We start from the raw sequence: 16,098 nt of genomic DNA, 5'->3' as shown, positions 1-16,098 counted from the left end.
ATCCCTAAGTCGCGCGCCATGCGCATTCCCTTTCGCAAGATGCACGGCCTCGGTAACGATTTCGTCGTTATCGATAGCCGCGACGCTCCGGTCACCATGTCCTCGGCGCGCGCTGCTGCTTTGGCGGATCGACATACCGGAATCGGCTGCGATCAGTTGATCGTTCTGGAACCGTCCGCTGTGGCAGACGTGCGGATGCGAATCTTCAATCCCGATGGCGGCGAAGTGGGCGCTTGCGGCAACGCCAGTCGTGCGGTGGGGCTGCTGCTGGGCGGCACCCGCGCGATCGAGACGGCGGGCGGACTGATCCATTCCACCGCGGGCGATAACGGCATTGCCGTCGACATGGGGCTCCCACGCTTTACCTGGGACGAAATTCCCCTGTCTTATGCGATGGATACGCTGGACATGCCGGTCGGCTGGGAAGAGTTGGAAAACCCTGTCGGGGTCAATGTCGGCAATCCTCACGTCATCTTCTTCGTGCCCGATTGCGACGCGGTAGACCTTGCCCGGCTTGGCCCGCAGATTGAAAACGATCCGCTTTTTCCTCAACGAATCAACGTCAACGTCGCCAGCATCGTCGGCCCTGACCATATCCGCCTGAGGGTATGGGAACGCGGTGCCGGCCTGACCCGCGCCTGCGGCACCGGAGCCTGCGCCACGGCGGTTGCGGCCATGCGGCGCAAGTTGACAGGCCGCGAAGTGCGGGTTGATCTGCCCGGTGGTCCGCTGACCATCGGCTGGCCCGAAAATGGCGCAATCGTGATGACCGGCCCGGCGACGTTGAGTTTTGAGGGGTCGTTCGAGGACGCAGATTTCCCCGCATGAGCGTTGAAATCGTCTCGCTTGGGTGCCGCCTGAACATCGCTGAAAGTGAGGCGATCCGGGGGTTTCTGGCGGATGGACCGCCGACGGTGGTGGTCAATTCCTGCGCGGTGACGGCTGAGGCAGTGCGGCAATCGCGCCGGGCGGTGCGGCGGCTGCGGCGAGAGCATCCCGATGCCCGTCTGGTCGTCACAGGGTGCGCTGCAACCATTGAAGAACAAGCATTTTCCGGCATGGCCGAGGTGGACGCCGTGGTCCTGAACCCGGCCAAGCTGGCCCCGGAAAGCTGGGGTGCGGTGGCCGCGCCTGCCCCTTCCCCATCGGCGCATCATACCCGTGCTTTCGTGCCGGTGCAGACTGGGTGCGATCATGCCTGCACTTTCTGCATCATCCCGCAGGGGCGCGGAAAAAGCGTTTCCTTACCGATAGTTGACGTGCTTCAGGCAGTAAATTCGGCGATTACTCGAACCATACCTGAACGACACCTAAGCATACATGAAGTGGTGCTGACCGGCGTTGACGTGACATCGTGGGGCACCGAACTGACCACGGGCCAACGCCTTGGCGATCTGGTACTGGCAATCCTTGACGCCTTCCCCGATCTTCCCCGCTTGCGCCTGTCGTCGCTTGACGGGGTGGAGATCGATCCACTGCTGTTCGACCTGATTACCACCCATCCCCGCGTGATGCCGCATGTCCATTTGTCGCTGCAATCGGGCGATGACATGATCCTGAAGCGGATGAAGCGCCGCCATTCGCGCCGGGACGCCATCAAACTGGCGCAGCGCCTGAAAGCCGCCCGCCCGGACATTGCCATCGGTGCCGACCTGATCGCCGGTTTTCCCACCGAAACCGAGGAAATGCACGCGAACAACCTGTCCATCGTGCGCGAATGCAGCGTGGTCCACGGCCACATCTTTCCCTATTCGCCCCGCCCCGGCACTCCGGCAGCGCGGATGCCGCAGGTGGCCCCGCTACTGGTGCGCGAACGCGCCGCTGAACTGCGGGCGGTGGTGGCGCAGGAACGTGACCACTGGTTGCGGAGTCTTGTCGGCAAACCTGCCCAAGTGCTTGCCGAGCGGGACGGAACCGGCCATGCGGCACACTTTGCGACCTATCGTGTGCCGCAAGGGACGCCACCTGGCCAGCTTGTGACCTGCACACCGACACGGATCATCGAAGGAATACTGGAATGAGCAGCGAAAGCTGGTCCGACCGCCTGCTTGGCGGCTTTCGCAAGACCACCGAACGGCTGGCGGACAATCTGGGCGGCATCGTGGGCGGCGCCACACGGCTGACCGATGCGCAGCTTGACGATATCGAGGACGCGCTGATCCTGTCCGACCTTGGCCCGCGCGCCGCCGCCCGCATTCGTGAGCGGTTGAAGGACGCCCGGTTCGAAGATGGCGTTGACGAAGCCGCGCTGAAAAATGCCGTGGCGGACGAAATTGCCGCAATCCTGCGCCCGGTGGCCAAGCCGCTGGAAATCGTCGCCTTTCCGCGCCCGCAGGTGATCCTGGTGATTGGCGTGAACGGATCGGGCAAGACCACCACCATCGCCAAGCTGGCCCATCTGTTTCAGGAACAGGATTACAGCGTAATGCTGGCCGCGGGCGATACCTTCCGCGCCGCCGCTATCGGCCAGTTGAAAGTGTGGGCCGACCGGCTGGGCGTGCCCATCGTCATCGGACCGGAAGGCGGCGATCCGGCATCGATCGTGTTCGACGCGGTGAAAGCGGCGACCGACAGCGGGATCGACACGCTGATCGTGGATACGGCGGGCCGGTTGCACAACAAGCGCGAACTGATGGACGAACTGGCCAAAGTGCGCCGCGTGCTGGGCCGCCTGAACCCGGAAGCGCCGCATGACGTGGTGCTGGTGCTGGACGCCACCAACGGGCAGAATGCCCTGCAACAGATCGAAATCTTCAAGGAAGTGGCAGGCGTGAGCGGGCTGATCATGACCAAGCTGGACGGCACCGCGCGCGGCGGCGTGCTGGTGGCCGCCGCACAGCAATATGGCCTGCCGATCCATGCCATTGGCGTGGGCGAAAAGATTGACGACCTGCGCCCGTTCGATCCCGATCTTGTGGCCAAGGTGATTGCAGGAGTGTTCCGGTGAGCGCGCAGGACACCCAGCCACAAGCGAAGCCCAAATCATCATGGGTAAACCTGCTGATCGATTACGGTCCGCTGCTGGTGTTCTTCCTCGCCTATCGCCACTTCAAACCCGCAGGCACCGAAGCGGGCCTTGCCGAAGTGGTGGCGGTGACCAAGGGCACGATCACCTTCATGGCGGCCACGGTGATTGCCCTGATCGTGTCAAAATGGCGGCTGGGCAAGGTTTCGCCCATGCTGTGGCTGTCCACCGTGCTGATCCTTGGCTTTGGCACGCTGACCGTGCTGCTGGGCGATCCGTTCTGGATTCAGGTAAAGCCGACCGCGATCTATCTCCTGTTTGCGCTGGTGCTGTTTGCCGGGCTGGCAAAGGGCAAGCCCATGCTGCGCACCCTGCTGGAAGCCGCGTTTGACGGACTGGACAATGACGGCTGGATCAAGCTGTCGCGCAACTGGGCGTTCTTTTTCCTGTTCCTTGCCGCGCTGAACGAAGTGCTGCGCTATTTCTTCAACGTGGCAAATGGCAATTTCGAAATCTGGTTGCAGGCCAAGCTGTGGGGCGTGACCACGCTGTCGTTCCTGTTCACGTTTGCGCAAATCCCGATGCTGATGCGTCATGGGCTCGGCGCGGAAGCCGAGACTGAAGTGGAACAAAACCCGCCGCACGATTGAGGTGTGATGGTCTGGAAGCGACCTGCCCTTCGTCATTCCTGCACGGGTGATAAGCTAGGCGGCTGAAAAGCCGTCGCGAAGCAATGACCTTGTTTGTCGCTGGATTCCCGCATGCGCGGGAATGACGAAGAGGTTGGTGCCTTACCCCGCAAATTCGTGTGACATTTGCGCATCGGCACCTAATATGCGGGCGCAACGCGCGGGGGCTTGGATTGGCTGCTCTTGCGTGAATGACGACGAAAAATAGGGGGAATTCGGATATGGCCAAGCTCTTCGGTAATCTTCATCTTGTGCTTGTGATCGGGCTTGTCGCGGCGATTGCGGTGATGTTCTCGTTCGGTGCTTCGGCTCCGGTCGATGCAAATTCGGTGCTGCGCTGGCTGCACATCTTCTTTGGCATCGTATGGATTGGACTGCTGTATTACCTGAACTTTGTGCAGGTGCCGACGATGCCTGCGATCCCGGCTGAACAGAAGGGCGCGATCACCGGTCATATCGCCCCCAAGGTGTTCTTCTTCTTCCGCTATGGCGCACTGCTGACGGTGCTGACCGGTCTGGGCATTGCCGTGGTGTCGGGTTATGCCCACGCAGCCATGACCTTTACCGGCGAAGGCAACGTGAACCTGATCGGCCTTGGCATGTGGCTGGCGCTGATTATGGCGTTCAACGTGTGGTTCATCATCTGGCCCGCGCAGAAGAAGATTCTGGGTATCGTGGAAGCATCGGCTGAAGAAAAGGCTGCTGCGGCTCCGCGCGCGCTGATTGCCAGCCGCACCAACACGCTGCTGTCGCTGCCGATGCTTTATGCCATGGTCAGCGCAAATCTGGGCTGATCGTTCAGCAAGCTTGATACACCAAGGTTAAGACAAAAAGCGGGCGCGGCATTTTTACAAGTGCCGCGCCCGATTTGTATTTCGCGGGAAAACAATCGGGTTTGGTGCGTTGCTTATCCAACCCGTCCATGGCCAAAGGCCGGGGTGCGGGCATCCAACGAAGGGGAGAAACCCACCACATGCGCAAGATCAGCCTTTTCGCCGCCGCTGCGGCAACCGCTCTGACGCTTTCGGCCTGTTCGGAAAAGACGCAGGATGCGGCGGAGAACACCGCTGAATCGGCCGGCAACGACGTTGCCAATGCCGCTGACAAGGCCGCTGCTGCCACCGACGAACTGGGTGACAAGGCTGCAAAGGCCGTGGACGATGCCGCCGCAGCCACCGATGAGCTGGGCGACAAGGCCGCCGCCAGCGCCAAGAAAGCTGCCGCCGGTGTGAAGCAGGACGCAGCAGAAGCCGAAGCCAGCCTGCACAACGAATCTGTGGCAGAAGCCAAGCGCGACTAAGCGCGACTGTCATGAAAGAGGCGGCCCCCAGCGATGCTTGGGGCCGCTTTTTTGTGGGATTTTGCCGATACTTTTGGTGTCTGCTTCACTCGATGCGAACGGTGAATTATCAGGCCTCTACGCGCCGAAAATGCGCTTCAATGCGGCAATCACATCATCCGCCGCATAAGGTTTGGCCAGCAAGGGCCGGTCGTCGAAGGGTTCTTCGACCTGACCATAGCCCGTGGCGATGACGAACGGCACGCTCATTTCTGCAAGAGCATGGGCGAGTGGCACGCTGGGATCGCCCGCAAGGTTCCAGTCAAGCACCGCAGCGTCGAAGCAGCCTTCGGCAATCGCGGCCAACCCTTCATCGACACGGCCAAACGGACCAACGGGAAGTGCGCCTTCATCCTCGATGAAATCGCATAGCATGGCGGCGACGAGAAATTCATCCTCGATCACGAGGATACGTTTGCCTGCAAGGACCATCAGATTTTCAACTGGCTACCAAGTTCAACCACGCGGTTGGTAGGCAGACGGAAGAATTCCATGGCGCTGGCGGCATTGCGCAACATCCATGCAAACAGCTTTTCACGCCACAAGGCCATGCCCGGCTTGTCAGACGCGATCAGCGTCTGGCGCGACAGGAAGAAGCTGGTCTTCATCATGTTGAACGGTTCGCCGCACATATTGATGCCGTCGAGCGCAGCGGGCACGTCCGTCTCTTCAAGGAAACCGAAGCGCAGGGTGAGGCGATAGAAGCCGTTGCCGTAATCCTTGACCGACGAGCGTTCGCCCGCATCGACATAGGGCACATCCTCGATCGACACGGTGAGGATCACCACCCGTTCGTGCAGCACCTTGTTGTGCTTGATATTGTGCAGCAGTGCTGACGGCACACCGGCGGCGGTAGAGGCCATGAAGATGGCCGTACCGGGCACGCGCGCCGCGCTGGAATGCGCAGATTTGGCGAACACGTCGAGCGGAATGGAACCTTCGGCCATGTTGGCGCGCATCAGGGCACGCCCGCGCGACCATGTGGTCAGCAGCGTGAAGATGGCGATGCCCATGACCAGCGGCACCCACCCGCCGTCAGGAATTTTGGTCAGGTTGGCGCCGAGGTATGCGCCATCGAGTGCGAAGAACATCGCGAGCATGGCAATGGCGGCAGGCGCCTTCCAGTGCCACAGTTTGAACAGGACCACCGCCAGCAGGAAGTTGTCGATCAGCATCGCACCGGTCACCGCGATACCATAGGCGGCAGTGAGGTTGGACGAGCGCTGGAACATCAGCACCAGCAGGATGACCGCGATCATCAGCGCCCAGTTGATGACCGGGATATAGATCTGGCCCGCCGCGGTGGAGGTGTGCTTGATGGTCATGCGCGGGATGAAGCCAAGCTGGATGGCCTGCTGCGTAACCGAGAACGCGCCGGAAATGACCGCCTGCGAGGCGATTACCGCCGCGCTGGAAGCAATGAACAGCAAGGGCCACTGGAACCATTCGGGCGCGAGGAAATAGAACGGGCTGGCAAGCGCCGCCGGATCGCGGATCAGCAGCGAGGCCTGCCCCAGATAATTGAGCACCAGCGCGGGCAGGACGAACGCCAGCCACGACACGCGGATGGGATTACGACCGAAATGGCCCATGTCGGCATAGAGCGCTTCGGCCCCGGTCACCGCCAGCACGGCGGCCCCCATGGCGAGGAAACCGCGAAACGGATCGGCCATGAACATGCCGACCGCATAATGCGGGCTGAGCGCGGCGATCACGCCGGGGTATTGCAGGATGCTGAGCGTGCCCAGGACTGCGATGGTGGCGAAATAGAGCAGCATGATCGGGCCGAAGAACGTGGCCACCTTTTCGGTGCCGCGGCTCTGAATCATGAAGAGACCGATCAGGATGCCGACCACCAGCGGCACGATCAGGCGCTGCATGCTGGGTTCGTAAACCGCCAGGCCTTCGATCGCGCCCATGACCGACACGGCGGGCGTAATCATGGAATCGCCATAGAACAGCGCGGTAGCAAACACGCCCAGCAGGATGATGCCCCGGCCCCAGCGCTTGCCATCGGTGTGCTGGTTAATCAGCGCCAGCAGGGCCAGACTGCCGCCTTCACCCTTGTTATCGGCCCGCATGATGACCGAGACATATTTGAGCGTCACGATAATCATCATCGACCAGAACATCAGGCTGATGATGCCATAGATGTGCAGTAGATCGAGCGGGAGCGGGTGATGCCCGGCGAACGTATCGCGCAGGGCGTAAAGCGGGCTGGTGCCGATATCGCCAAAGACGACGCCGATGGCCCCAACCGCCAACTTTACGAGGGAACCTTGCGTATGGCCGTGACCATGGGAATCCCCATGCCCGGTCAAGTGTTCGGCCTTAAACTCGGCATCATTCATGGCAGCGGTGCCCCCGGCCTGTGGCCTTGCGCGCTTCCGCCGGAACGACGGGAGCGGCGCGGCGCTTTAGCACTGCCCCTATGCCCCCGCAATGGGCCGCAGAGGTCATCAATATGACCGAAACGAATGACCTATCAAGACACAATGACGCAAAATTTACCGCATTTATTCAGATGGTTGAGCTGAAGATATGGCAGCAGGCGTCGCACCTGGTGAAGGAACCGACACAGGTGCGCCCGCCGTACCGCCTGCCGTTCCACCTGAAACCATTGCCAGCATCGAATCAATCCGCTGGATTCGCTCTTCCAGATCGACACGATAGGGCGCGTCGGCAGGCGAGCGAGCGAGCAATTCGGCCCAGATCGCGCGGGCATCGGGCAGACGGCCCGACTGTGCCAGCGCCAGCCCCATGAAGAATGGCGGGCCGGGATGATCGGGCGCGATCTTTGCCGCCTTCTGGAAGGCGAACTGCGCGGCGGGCGTTATCAGCCCGTCGCTATGCCCGACCAGCGCATTGCCGAGCGACACCCACACGTCGGCATCGTTCGGAAACTGCTGTGTGCCTTTGCGCAGCACTTCGGCAGCAGCGCCATATTGGCCCTGACGGGCCAGGCCATCGGCAAGGATCAGCCAGCTTTGTCCCTGCGCGAAGCCATCCCCCATCTGCTGCCGCTGCTTGATAAGCGCTTCGTCAGCAGCCTGCTTGTTTTCAACCGGCGCCTTGGGCGCGCCGGGCATGGCAGGCGAGCCTTGCAGGGCATAACCGGCAATTCCGACGAGTAGTGCGGCGCCCGAAAGCTCCCACCCCGCGCGCGGCATTTTCAGCACGAACGCCATCAGGCCGAACACGACGGCGGCGATGAGAAGAACGAAAACCCAGGTCATTCGCCCGTCTCCTTTGCGCCGCCGCGACGGAACCGCCCGCGTAACAGCAGGGCAGCCAGCAGCAGGATCACCAGCGGCGCGGCGAACAGCGGCCACATGATCGGTTTGTTCTGCGGTGCATAGCTGACGTAATCGCCATAGCGTTCAACCAGCCATGCGCGGATTGCCTCAGGCTGTTCCCCGGCGGCAATGCGGGTGCGCACCTGATGGCGCATGTCACCCGCCATGGGCGCATCGGAATCGGCAATCGACTGGCTTTGGCATTTCAGGCAGCGCAGCGTTTCCATCAGCCCTTGCGCCTTGGCTTCCAGCGCCGGATCGGAAAGCTGGCGATAGGCATAAGGCGCAGGCGGCATGGTGTCCTGCGCGGACAATGGCACGGCGAAGAGCATCACAATGACCAGCGCCAAAGACCGGGCCATTCCGGCAAGTGCGGAAATCCGGCGAGGTTGGCGCTGAACTGGATTCCCGTCTTCGCAGGAATGACACAGGAGAGCGCGCGAGGCTGAACGCGAAAAGCGCTTCACGATTCCGCCCCCTTCAGCTTTTCAAGAATCAACGGCACGTCTTCGGCACGGATTTCACCGATATGCTGATAGCGGATCACGCCCTTACCATCGATCACGAAAGTTTCGGGCACCCCGGACGAGCCGATGCCAAGCTGAACTTCGGACACATCGTCCTTGCCAATGCGGGTAAACGGATTGCCGTTCGTAGCGAGGAAACCCGCCACATCAGCCGTGCGATCGCGGATGGCGACGCCTTGAATTTCAACGCCCTGCCTTGCCAGGGCATCAAGCTGCGGCGCTTCGATGGCGCAGGGCACGCACCAGCTTGCAAAGACGTTGAGCAGGCGCGGCTTGCCGGTCTGGAAATCCGCCGTGGACAGGCCGGGACGGCCATCGACAGCAGCAGGCAGATTGAACTGCGGCAACGGCTTGCCAATAAAGGCGCTGGCGACTTCGCGGTCTGCCGGGCGGACAAGCCCCCAGATGACCAGCGCGAAGAACGCGCCGAACAGGATAAGCGGCAGCCAGATGGCCAGCCCTGAGCGTTTGGCCACAGGCTCGCTCACTTGATCTGCTCCTGTCGGTTCTTGCGATAGGCGATCTTGCCTTCGGCGCGCAGGCGCTTGATGTCCTGCGCGACGCGACCGATCAGCGCCAGAACACCGCCAAATGCGACCAGCAGCCCGCCCAGCCACAATAGCGGCACGAACGGCTTCCACCAGAAACGCATCTGCCAGCGGCCATCGTCGCCTTCATCGCCCAGCACGGCGTAAAGCTGGCCGTTCCAGCGGGTATGCAATGCAGATTCGGTGCGCTCCCCCGGCGGCGAGGAGAAGGTGCGGGCCTGCGGATGCAGGGTGACCGGGGTGCCGTCCTTGTAAGCAGCGGTGATTGTGGCGTCGAGCGCGGTCCAATTTGGCCCGGCGACGGGTTCGATCGACACCAGCTTGACCGTTATCGGGCCAACCTGCTGCGTGTCACCCACGTTCATCGCGGCAAGGCGTTCGGTTGAAAATGCGCTTTCGCTGGCCGCACCCAGCAAGGCGACAGCAATGCCGAAATGGCCGACGACCATGCCCCATACCGACAGCGGGGTGCGGCGCAGATTGCGACCGCGCAAGGGCAGCCAGCTTGCCACCGCCAGCCCTGTGCCCACCGCAAGGCCCAGCATGGGCAGGATGCGGATGCCGGGCGCGAATACCACCACCGCCAGCAGGGCAAGCGCGGTAAGCAGTGCGGAAATTGCCACGCTGCCCGTAATCCGGCCCGGATTTGTCCTTGCGCCAGCGCAGCAGCGGACCGACGCCCATGACCAGCATCATCGGGATGACGAAGATGGCCGACACCGGGTTGAAATAGGGCGGGCCGACCGAAACCTTGGCCCCGAACGCTTCGGTCAGCAGCGGATAGAGCGTGCCGAGCAGGACGATGCCAAGTGTGCCGCACAGCATCACGTTGTTGAACACGAGACTGGATTCGCGGCTGAACAGGGTGAAGCGTTCGCCTTCGGTCACGGTAGAGGCGCGGATGCCGAACAGCGCGAGCGCACCGCCGATGTAGATGGCGAGTAGCGCAAGGATGAACGAGCCGCGTTCAGGATCGACCGCGAAGGCGTGGACCGAGGTGAGAATGCCCGACCGCACGAGGAACGTGCCGATCATCGACATGGAAAAGGCGATGACGCCGAGCATGACCGTCCACGCGCGCAAGGCGTTACGGCTGGCCAGAACCGATGCCGAATGGAGCAGCGCGGTGGCCGCCAGCCACGGCATGAGCGAGGCGTTTTCTACAGGATCCCAGAACCACCAGCCGCCCCATCCAAGCGTGTAGTAGGCCCAGTAAGAACCGGCGGTGATACCGATGGTGAGGAAAATCCATGCCCCCAGCACCCAAGGGCGCATCGCACGGGCAAAGGCCGGGCCGACATCGCGAGTGACCAGCGCGCCGATGGCAAAGCTGAACGCCACCGAAAGGCCAACGTAGCCGACATAGAGCGTGGGCGGGTGGAACGCGAGGCCGATATCCTGCAAAAGCGGGTTCAGGCCCGCGCCATCGGGCGCAGGTTCGGGCAGGCGTTCAAACGGATTGGAAGACAGCAGCAGGAAGGCATAGAAGCCAAGGCTGACAAAGGCTTGCCCGGCAAGGGTGGCGATCAGCGTGTCTTCACGCAGCCGCTTTTCTACCAAAGCCACAATGCCGCCCGATACCGCCATGATCGTGACCCACAGCAGCATCGAGCCTTCGTGGTTGCCCCATGTTCCGGCCAGCTTGAAGATGAACGGCTTCATCGAGTGGCTGTTTTCGGCCACCAGCTTTACCGACAGGTCGGTTTCCAGAAACAGATCGATCAGCGCAAGGAACGACACCGCGACCAGCACGCCCTGCACGATGGCAAGCGGGCGGACCATGCCCGCCATGGCCTGACCTTTTGGCCGCAGCGCGGTGATACCGGCGAAGAGTTGCAGCGCGGCCAGCGCCGCTGCCATCCACAGGACGGCAAGGCCGATTTCGGCGATCATTTCGTCTCCGCCACCACGGCCTTGGCCTGTGCTTCAGTCATGTCCTTCATTTCCCGCGGAACATAGTTTTCATCGTGCTTTGCCAGCAGGTTATCGGCCACGAAGGTTTCCCCTTCCATTCGCCCTTCGGCAACGACGCCCGATCCTTCGACAAACAGATCAGGGGTGATGCCAGTGTAGCGAACAGGCACGCGAGCCTTGCCATCGCCCACGATGAAATCGATGGTCACCCCATCGGCGCGGGTCTTGATCGAGCCTTTTTCGACCATGCCACCAAGGCGGATGGCGCGGCCCTGTTCCGGGCGTTCCTTCACCAGATCGGCGGGCACGTAGAAATAGCTGGCCTGATTGGACAGGGCATAAGCGGCAAGCAGCCCCGCCCCGATCAGCGCGGCAAGGGCGATGGCCAGCAGGACCAGCCGCTGATGCTTGGGCTTGATGCCGCCGGTTGTCTTGCTGTTCACTTGCCTCTCACCTTATCACGGCGACGTTCGGCGCGGATCATCGTCCACAGCGCCCAGCCAATCAGCAGCAGCGTTCCGGCCACACCGATGGCCAGCGCTGCGGCAACGTAATCCCACTGTTCCAGACCTTCGCGCATCGTCTTCCCGTATTCTTATGCCATGGCCTTGCGACGCAGGCGGGCTTCGGCCTGAATATCAGCCAGAAGGGCGCGCATCCGCGCCAGCACGACGCCGCCGAAAACAAGGCTGAAACCCAGTGCGGCGATCAGCAGCGGCCACAGGAACGTGCCATCGATGGCGGATTTGCCCATGGTGATCGACGGTGGCTGATGCAGGCTGTTCCACCACACCACCGAACGGTTGATGATAGGAATGTTTATCGCACCGACCAGCCCGAAGATCGCGGTAATGCGGTTGCCGCCGCCGCCCGATGCCATGTCGCGCTGGGCCGCGCCCGACAGCGCGATGTAGCCGAAATAAAGGAACAGCAGGACCAGAAAGCTGGTCAACCGGCCATCCCACACCCACCATGTTCCCCATGTGGGACGCGCCCAGATCGATCCGGTGGCAAGGCAGATGGCGGTGAACGTGGCACCGGGAACAGCCGCAGCGCGCCCGGCAATAGCCGCAAGCGGGTGACGCCACACCAGTTCGACAAGACTGGCGATGGCGATGGTGGACCAGCCCGCCATGCCCAGCCACGCGGCAGGCACATGAATATACATGATGCGCACGGTTTCGCCCATCAGGCGGTCAGGCGGCACCACGATCATGCCGTAAAGCAGCGCACCCAACGACAGCAGCAGGCCCGACGCCAGCAGCAGGGGCATGAGCCAGCGCGCAAGACGCAGGAAACGGGCGGGGTTGGCAAAACCGTGCATGGGCGCGGGAAACATGATTCCTTCTCCCGGCGACCCCCGCCGCCGGTCACCTGCGCTCTGCCACTTGGCGGCAGGTGGAGCAAGGGCAATGCAAAGGGATCGCCTTAAAAGGCGATATCCACATTGATGTTCCTGAAGGAGAAATGGGGCGACCGAGGGGGTTCGAACCCCCGACCTCCGGTACCACAAACCGGCGCTCTAACCAGCTGAGCTACGGTCGCCACATTTGACGGCAGCAATGCATGCTGCGCGGGCTGGCCCATTTGCAGAAAGGGACGGCAAAGGGAAGCAGAATTTTGTCATGGAGGAGAAATTTGCCGCGAAAGCATGCTGCTTCAACGATTGAAGCGGTCCCCCCATGTGCGGAATGCGACCATTGGCGGATTGTTGCCGACGTCGATCAGGGCCTGTTCCTCGACCATGGCCGAATCGACGGTGACGGTCTGCGTGAGCAGAAACCAGCGGCTGCGGACCTTGAGCTGGCCCAGCGGGAGTGCGCCCCCCTCGCCCGATCCGGCCACGCCGCGCAGGGCGTCTTGCGCATTGGCCCAGCCCAGCGCGGGCCGCGCGGCAAGGATCGCGCGCGCGCGATCCACCGGCAAGGCTTGTGGGCCAAGCATGGACAGCAGCAGCGCCTGATCGGGACGCAAGGTGTTGACATTGATGGGTGAAAGGTCGGCGGCAGGCAGCGCACAGACCCATGGGCGCAGGCGTTCGTAAAACTGTGGCGTCATGCCGCGAACGGCGCGGATTTCGCTGACATCGCCAATCAACCGGGCGGCTGTGCGATGGGGAACGGTGCTACCCTGATAGGTTTCGTCCTCGGCCCCGTTGGGTGCGGGATTGTTGTCAGTATCGATCCAGTCGGCAATCGAATCGCTGATAATGGCTGCTTCGGCCTGTGGGATGGCAAGGCCCGCCATCAGGGCGCGCATCTGGTTCAGCCCGGCAAGACGCAGGCGCAGCGTGCCCTGCGCATCCGCCTCGACCAGAGAATTGAGGTTGAAGCAGTTGCCTGCGTCATCCACCCGCGCCATCACCGTGCCGCGCGACAGGGGAAGCGGAAATTCGCGGCCCAGCAGTCCGGTGCGATCCACCGTGCGGTCCTGCGAGGTGTCGACCATCGCCTTGATCCGGGCCATGGCCAGCGTTTCGGCGCTGGTGGCATAGAGGCGCGCCTGCGTCATCGCCTGACCGTTCCCGGCAAGGCGGGCTGCAAGGTTGAGCCGATCCAGCATGACGGCGGCGATCACCGCCATGACCGCGACCAGCAGCAGCACCGAAAGCAGCGCCGCCCCGCGTTCTTTGGGGTTGCCCGCCCTCACTGGTAGTTCACACCCACCAGAGACACGATGCGCAAGGGCGCGCCGGTGCGTTGCGGAATCAGCAGTTCGACCGCAACGGGCAGTCCGTTGGAAAGCTGCGGTTCCCAGCGGTCGCGCCAATTGCCGTCCTTGGTGCGGAACCGGACCGTGGGGGCCGCAGTGAGCGGGAGGACTTCCGACGCCGGCTCCGCCGCCGCGCCATCAGGAAATGGGTAACCGGCGCGGACCAGCGCGGTGGCGGTGACGCGGTACTCGACCTTTTGCAGGCCGGGACGCGGTGCGCCGTCAACATTGTCCCACCCGCTGCGGGTCAGTCGGAGCAGGACGCCATCGGTATTGGCTTCGAACGCGACGCGAGGCGTGCCTGAAGTGTCGCGTGAAGGACGCGGGACGGCTTGCGCCAGATCGGCGGTCCAGACCGAAAGAAAGCGGCGCTGGGCGGCGATGGAATCGGTCTTGGTGCGGCCGGCGAGTTCGGCATCGACCGAAAAGCGCAGCAGGCCCAGCGCACCAACCGCGATCACCGAGAACAGGGCCAACGCGATGAGCATTTCGACCAGGGTAAACCCGTTGCGCGAAGGTCTTTCTGTCATGCGCCGGGCAGCCGGGTGAAATCGAGCGTGAAAGCCTGCGAGGTGGCGCCCGGCGTGGTTTCGCGCACCGTCAGGGTAATGCCAAGCACGCCATAGTCTGCCAGCGGGGCGACCGCGCGAGTCCACTGAAAGCTACGCCCGGCATTGGTGATGGTGCCAGTGGCCGTGCCGGTGGATGGCGGTGCCGGATCGCTGAGGATTTCGGCGGCCATGTTCTGCGCCACGATTTCGCGCAGCAGGCGCTGATCGAGGTCAGCCGTGCGCGAAATGCTGGCCCCTTCCATCTGCAGAAGGGCCAGCGCGGCAATGGCGAAAACCGCCAGCGCAACAAGCAGTTCAAGCAGGGTAAAGCCGTTGCGCTCAACCCGCATCGAGCGTGACCTTGCCGTCGCGGCGTATGTGGACGACCAGCCCCTGGTCGCCGCGACCAAGGCGCACGGCAGCTTCGCTGCTGGCAAGGCCCAGCGAATCGAACACCACGCGCTGGCGCGCGGCCGACGCGGTAACCCCTTCGGCCCATGGGGTAAGGTCAAATCCCTTGCCGGGCAAAGCCTGCCACTGCCCATCAATGCGGCGTTCGAAATAATACCCCTGTTCGCTGACCACCAGCGACACCGGGCGCGCGCCGACGATGGCTTCATCCCGCGCAGCAAGAGCACGGGCGGCAAAGCGTTCAGCCTCTGCCCGCAATTTGCGTTCATCCCCCGGCAGCGTCAGCACAGCGACCGAGGCGAGCAGGCCCATTACCATCAGCACGACAAGCATTTCGACCAGCGAAAAGCCGTTCTTGCGCGGATGGGAAGGGGCGGAAAGCTGGGACACAGTGCCTCGCATGCGGCAGAAACGTGACGGTTTTACGACCAAGCGCGCCACCTGTTCAAGTTGCAGTGTGCAGGTGCAGTGCGATAGGAGAGGGCGATGACCCTGCTTTCGCACGAAACCGCATCAGAACCAGCCCTGCCTGAGCGGCTGTTGACGGTGCCCGGCATGATGAAAGTGCCATCGCCCCGGCTGGAAATGTTCGTGCTGCGCGACTTTCTGACGGTTGAGGAATGCGAGGTGCTGATCGCCCGGATTGACCGGGACCGGCGACCTTCAACCATCGCGGATGCCAATGGCGACAACTATTTCCGCACCAGCGAAACGTGCGATCTGCCGATGGATTTGCCCGATGTGGCAGCACTGGATGAAAAGCTGTCAGCGCTTTCAGGCATTGCGCGCGCCTTTGGCGAACCCTTGCAGGGGCAGCGTTATGCGCCGGGGCAGGAGTTCAAGCCACACACCGATTATTTCGACCCGCACGGCGCGGATTTTCATCGGTTTTGCAGCGTGGCCGGTCAGCGGACGTGGACGTTCATGATGTATCTGAACGACGTGGAAGCAGGCGGCGCGACGCGGTTCAAGGTGATCGACAAGACCATCCATCCTGAACGGGGCAAGCTGGTGTGCTGGAACAACCGCAGACCCGATGGCAGCGTAAACCCCTGTACGCTGCATCACGCGATGAAGGTGCGCAAAGGCCTGAAATACGTGATTACCAAGTGGTATCGGGAAAAGCCCTGGGGCTGACGCGCCCCC

The 16,098-nt window shown here is 62.5% G+C and carries 19 protein-coding genes, 1 tRNA gene and 1 pseudogene; 7 read left to right on the top strand and 14 right to left on the bottom strand.

Annotated features, from left to right (window positions below; genetic code table 11):
* The first annotated feature begins 18 nt into the window (after positions 1 to 18).
* The 6 genes from dapF to OVA07_RS09680 all read left to right on the top strand — a co-directional run bounded on the left by dapF (position 19) and on the right by OVA07_RS09680 (position 4,954).
* Entirely contained in the window at positions 19 to 828 is an 810-nt protein-coding gene (gene dapF / locus OVA07_RS09705; RefSeq protein ID WP_268171231.1) for a diaminopimelate epimerase, read from the top strand.
* Entirely contained in the window at positions 825 to 2,021 is a 1,197-nt protein-coding gene (locus OVA07_RS09700) for a MiaB/RimO family radical SAM methylthiotransferase (RefSeq protein WP_268171230.1), read from the top strand. Before dapF ends, OVA07_RS09700 begins: the two co-directional genes overlap by 4 nt.
* On the top strand, positions 2,018 to 2,947 hold the full coding sequence (ftsY, locus tag OVA07_RS09695) for a signal recognition particle-docking protein FtsY (protein WP_268171229.1): 930 nt from the start codon (positions 2,018 to 2,020) through the stop codon (positions 2,945 to 2,947). Before OVA07_RS09700 ends, ftsY begins: the two co-directional genes overlap by 4 nt.
* A complete protein-coding gene (locus tag OVA07_RS09690; RefSeq protein ID WP_268171228.1) occupies positions 2,944 to 3,615 on the top strand; it encodes an inner membrane-spanning protein YciB in 672 nt (223 codons plus the stop codon). Before ftsY ends, OVA07_RS09690 begins: the two co-directional genes overlap by 4 nt.
* Positions 3,616 to 3,875: 260 nt before the next feature.
* Positions 3,876 to 4,448, top strand: a complete 573-nt coding sequence (locus tag OVA07_RS09685; protein ID WP_268171227.1) for a urate hydroxylase PuuD — start codon at positions 3,876 to 3,878, stop codon at positions 4,446 to 4,448.
* 179 nt (positions 4,449 to 4,627) lie between these two features.
* Positions 4,628 to 4,954 carry a hypothetical protein gene (locus OVA07_RS09680; protein ID WP_268171226.1) on the top strand — a complete coding sequence of 109 codons (327 nt, stop codon included), beginning with the start codon at positions 4,628 to 4,630 and terminating at the stop codon, positions 4,952 to 4,954.
* Between the two features lie 117 nt (positions 4,955 to 5,071).
* Here OVA07_RS09680 and OVA07_RS09675 read toward each other — a convergent pair whose 3' ends face one another.
* The 14 genes and pseudogenes from OVA07_RS09675 to OVA07_RS09610 all read right to left on the bottom strand — a co-directional run bounded on the left by OVA07_RS09675 (position 5,072) and on the right by OVA07_RS09610 (position 15,342).
* Positions 5,072 to 5,425, bottom strand: a complete 354-nt coding sequence (locus OVA07_RS09675) for a response regulator (protein ID WP_268171225.1) — start codon at positions 5,423 to 5,425, stop codon at positions 5,072 to 5,074.
* Positions 5,425 to 7,344 carry a potassium transporter Kup gene (locus OVA07_RS09670; protein WP_268171224.1) on the bottom strand — a complete coding sequence of 640 codons (1,920 nt, stop codon included), beginning with the start codon at positions 7,342 to 7,344 and terminating at the stop codon, positions 5,425 to 5,427. Before OVA07_RS09670 ends, OVA07_RS09675 begins: the two co-directional genes overlap by 1 nt.
* A gap of 165 nt (positions 7,345 to 7,509) precedes the next feature.
* Positions 7,510 to 8,229 carry a tetratricopeptide repeat protein gene (locus OVA07_RS09665; protein WP_268171223.1) on the bottom strand — a complete coding sequence of 240 codons (720 nt, stop codon included), beginning with the start codon at positions 8,227 to 8,229 and terminating at the stop codon, positions 7,510 to 7,512.
* Complete coding sequence (locus OVA07_RS09660; protein ID WP_268171222.1) at positions 8,226 to 8,651, bottom strand: cytochrome c-type biogenesis protein; 426 nt, start codon at positions 8,649 to 8,651, stop codon at positions 8,226 to 8,228. Before OVA07_RS09660 ends, OVA07_RS09665 begins: the two co-directional genes overlap by 4 nt.
* 101 nt (positions 8,652 to 8,752) lie before the next feature.
* Positions 8,753 to 9,304, bottom strand: coding sequence for a DsbE family thiol:disulfide interchange protein (locus OVA07_RS09655; protein ID WP_268171221.1), 552 nt, complete (start codon positions 9,302 to 9,304; stop codon positions 8,753 to 8,755).
* Positions 9,301 to 11,257 (bottom strand): annotated as a pseudogene (locus OVA07_RS09650) (heme lyase CcmF/NrfE family subunit). The gene OVA07_RS09655 and the pseudogene OVA07_RS09650 overlap by 4 nt, the downstream one beginning before the upstream one ends.
* A complete protein-coding gene (ccmE, locus tag OVA07_RS09645) occupies positions 11,254 to 11,721 on the bottom strand; it encodes a cytochrome c maturation protein CcmE (RefSeq protein ID WP_268171220.1) in 468 nt (155 codons plus the stop codon). The pseudogene OVA07_RS09650 and the gene ccmE overlap by 4 nt, the downstream one beginning before the upstream one ends.
* On the bottom strand, positions 11,718 to 11,858 hold the full coding sequence (locus tag OVA07_RS09640; protein ID WP_268171219.1) for a hypothetical protein: 141 nt from the start codon (positions 11,856 to 11,858) through the stop codon (positions 11,718 to 11,720). Before OVA07_RS09640 ends, ccmE begins: the two co-directional genes overlap by 4 nt.
* A gap of 15 nt (positions 11,859 to 11,873) precedes the next feature.
* The gene (gene ccmC, locus OVA07_RS09635; protein ID WP_268172668.1) at positions 11,874 to 12,602 is read right to left on the bottom strand and encodes a heme ABC transporter permease CcmC; all 729 of its coding nucleotides are present in this window, start codon (positions 12,600 to 12,602) and stop codon (positions 11,874 to 11,876) included.
* Between the two features lie 144 nt (positions 12,603 to 12,746).
* Positions 12,747 to 12,823 (bottom strand) — tRNA-His (locus OVA07_RS09630).
* A 114-nt stretch (positions 12,824 to 12,937) separates the two neighbouring features.
* Complete coding sequence (gspK, locus tag OVA07_RS09625; protein WP_268171218.1) at positions 12,938 to 13,927, bottom strand: type II secretion system minor pseudopilin GspK; 990 nt, start codon at positions 13,925 to 13,927, stop codon at positions 12,938 to 12,940.
* A complete protein-coding gene (gspJ, locus tag OVA07_RS09620; RefSeq protein ID WP_268171217.1) occupies positions 13,924 to 14,520 on the bottom strand; it encodes a type II secretion system minor pseudopilin GspJ in 597 nt (198 codons plus the stop codon). Before gspJ ends, gspK begins: the two co-directional genes overlap by 4 nt.
* Positions 14,517 to 14,891 (bottom strand): type II secretion system minor pseudopilin GspI, encoded by a 375-nt coding sequence (gene gspI / locus OVA07_RS09615; RefSeq protein WP_268171216.1) that lies wholly within the window; start codon positions 14,889 to 14,891, stop codon positions 14,517 to 14,519. Before gspI ends, gspJ begins: the two co-directional genes overlap by 4 nt.
* Entirely contained in the window at positions 14,881 to 15,342 is a 462-nt protein-coding gene (locus OVA07_RS09610; RefSeq protein ID WP_268171215.1) for a GspH/FimT family pseudopilin, read from the bottom strand. The genes gspI and OVA07_RS09610 overlap by 11 nt, the downstream gene beginning before the upstream one ends.
* Before the next feature lie 96 nt (positions 15,343 to 15,438).
* Here OVA07_RS09610 and OVA07_RS09605 point away from each other — a divergent pair, with 96 nt between their 5' ends.
* Complete coding sequence (locus tag OVA07_RS09605) at positions 15,439 to 16,089, top strand: prolyl hydroxylase family protein (RefSeq protein WP_442789637.1); 651 nt, start codon at positions 15,439 to 15,441, stop codon at positions 16,087 to 16,089.
* Positions 16,090 to 16,098: the final 9 nt, after the last annotated feature.

The organism is Novosphingobium sp. SL115 (assembly GCF_026672515.1).
Lineage (GTDB): Bacteria > Pseudomonadota > Alphaproteobacteria > Sphingomonadales > Sphingomonadaceae > Novosphingobium.
The sequence above is the reverse complement of the archived record's forward strand: the minus strand, read 5'-3'. Positions and strand labels throughout refer to the sequence as shown.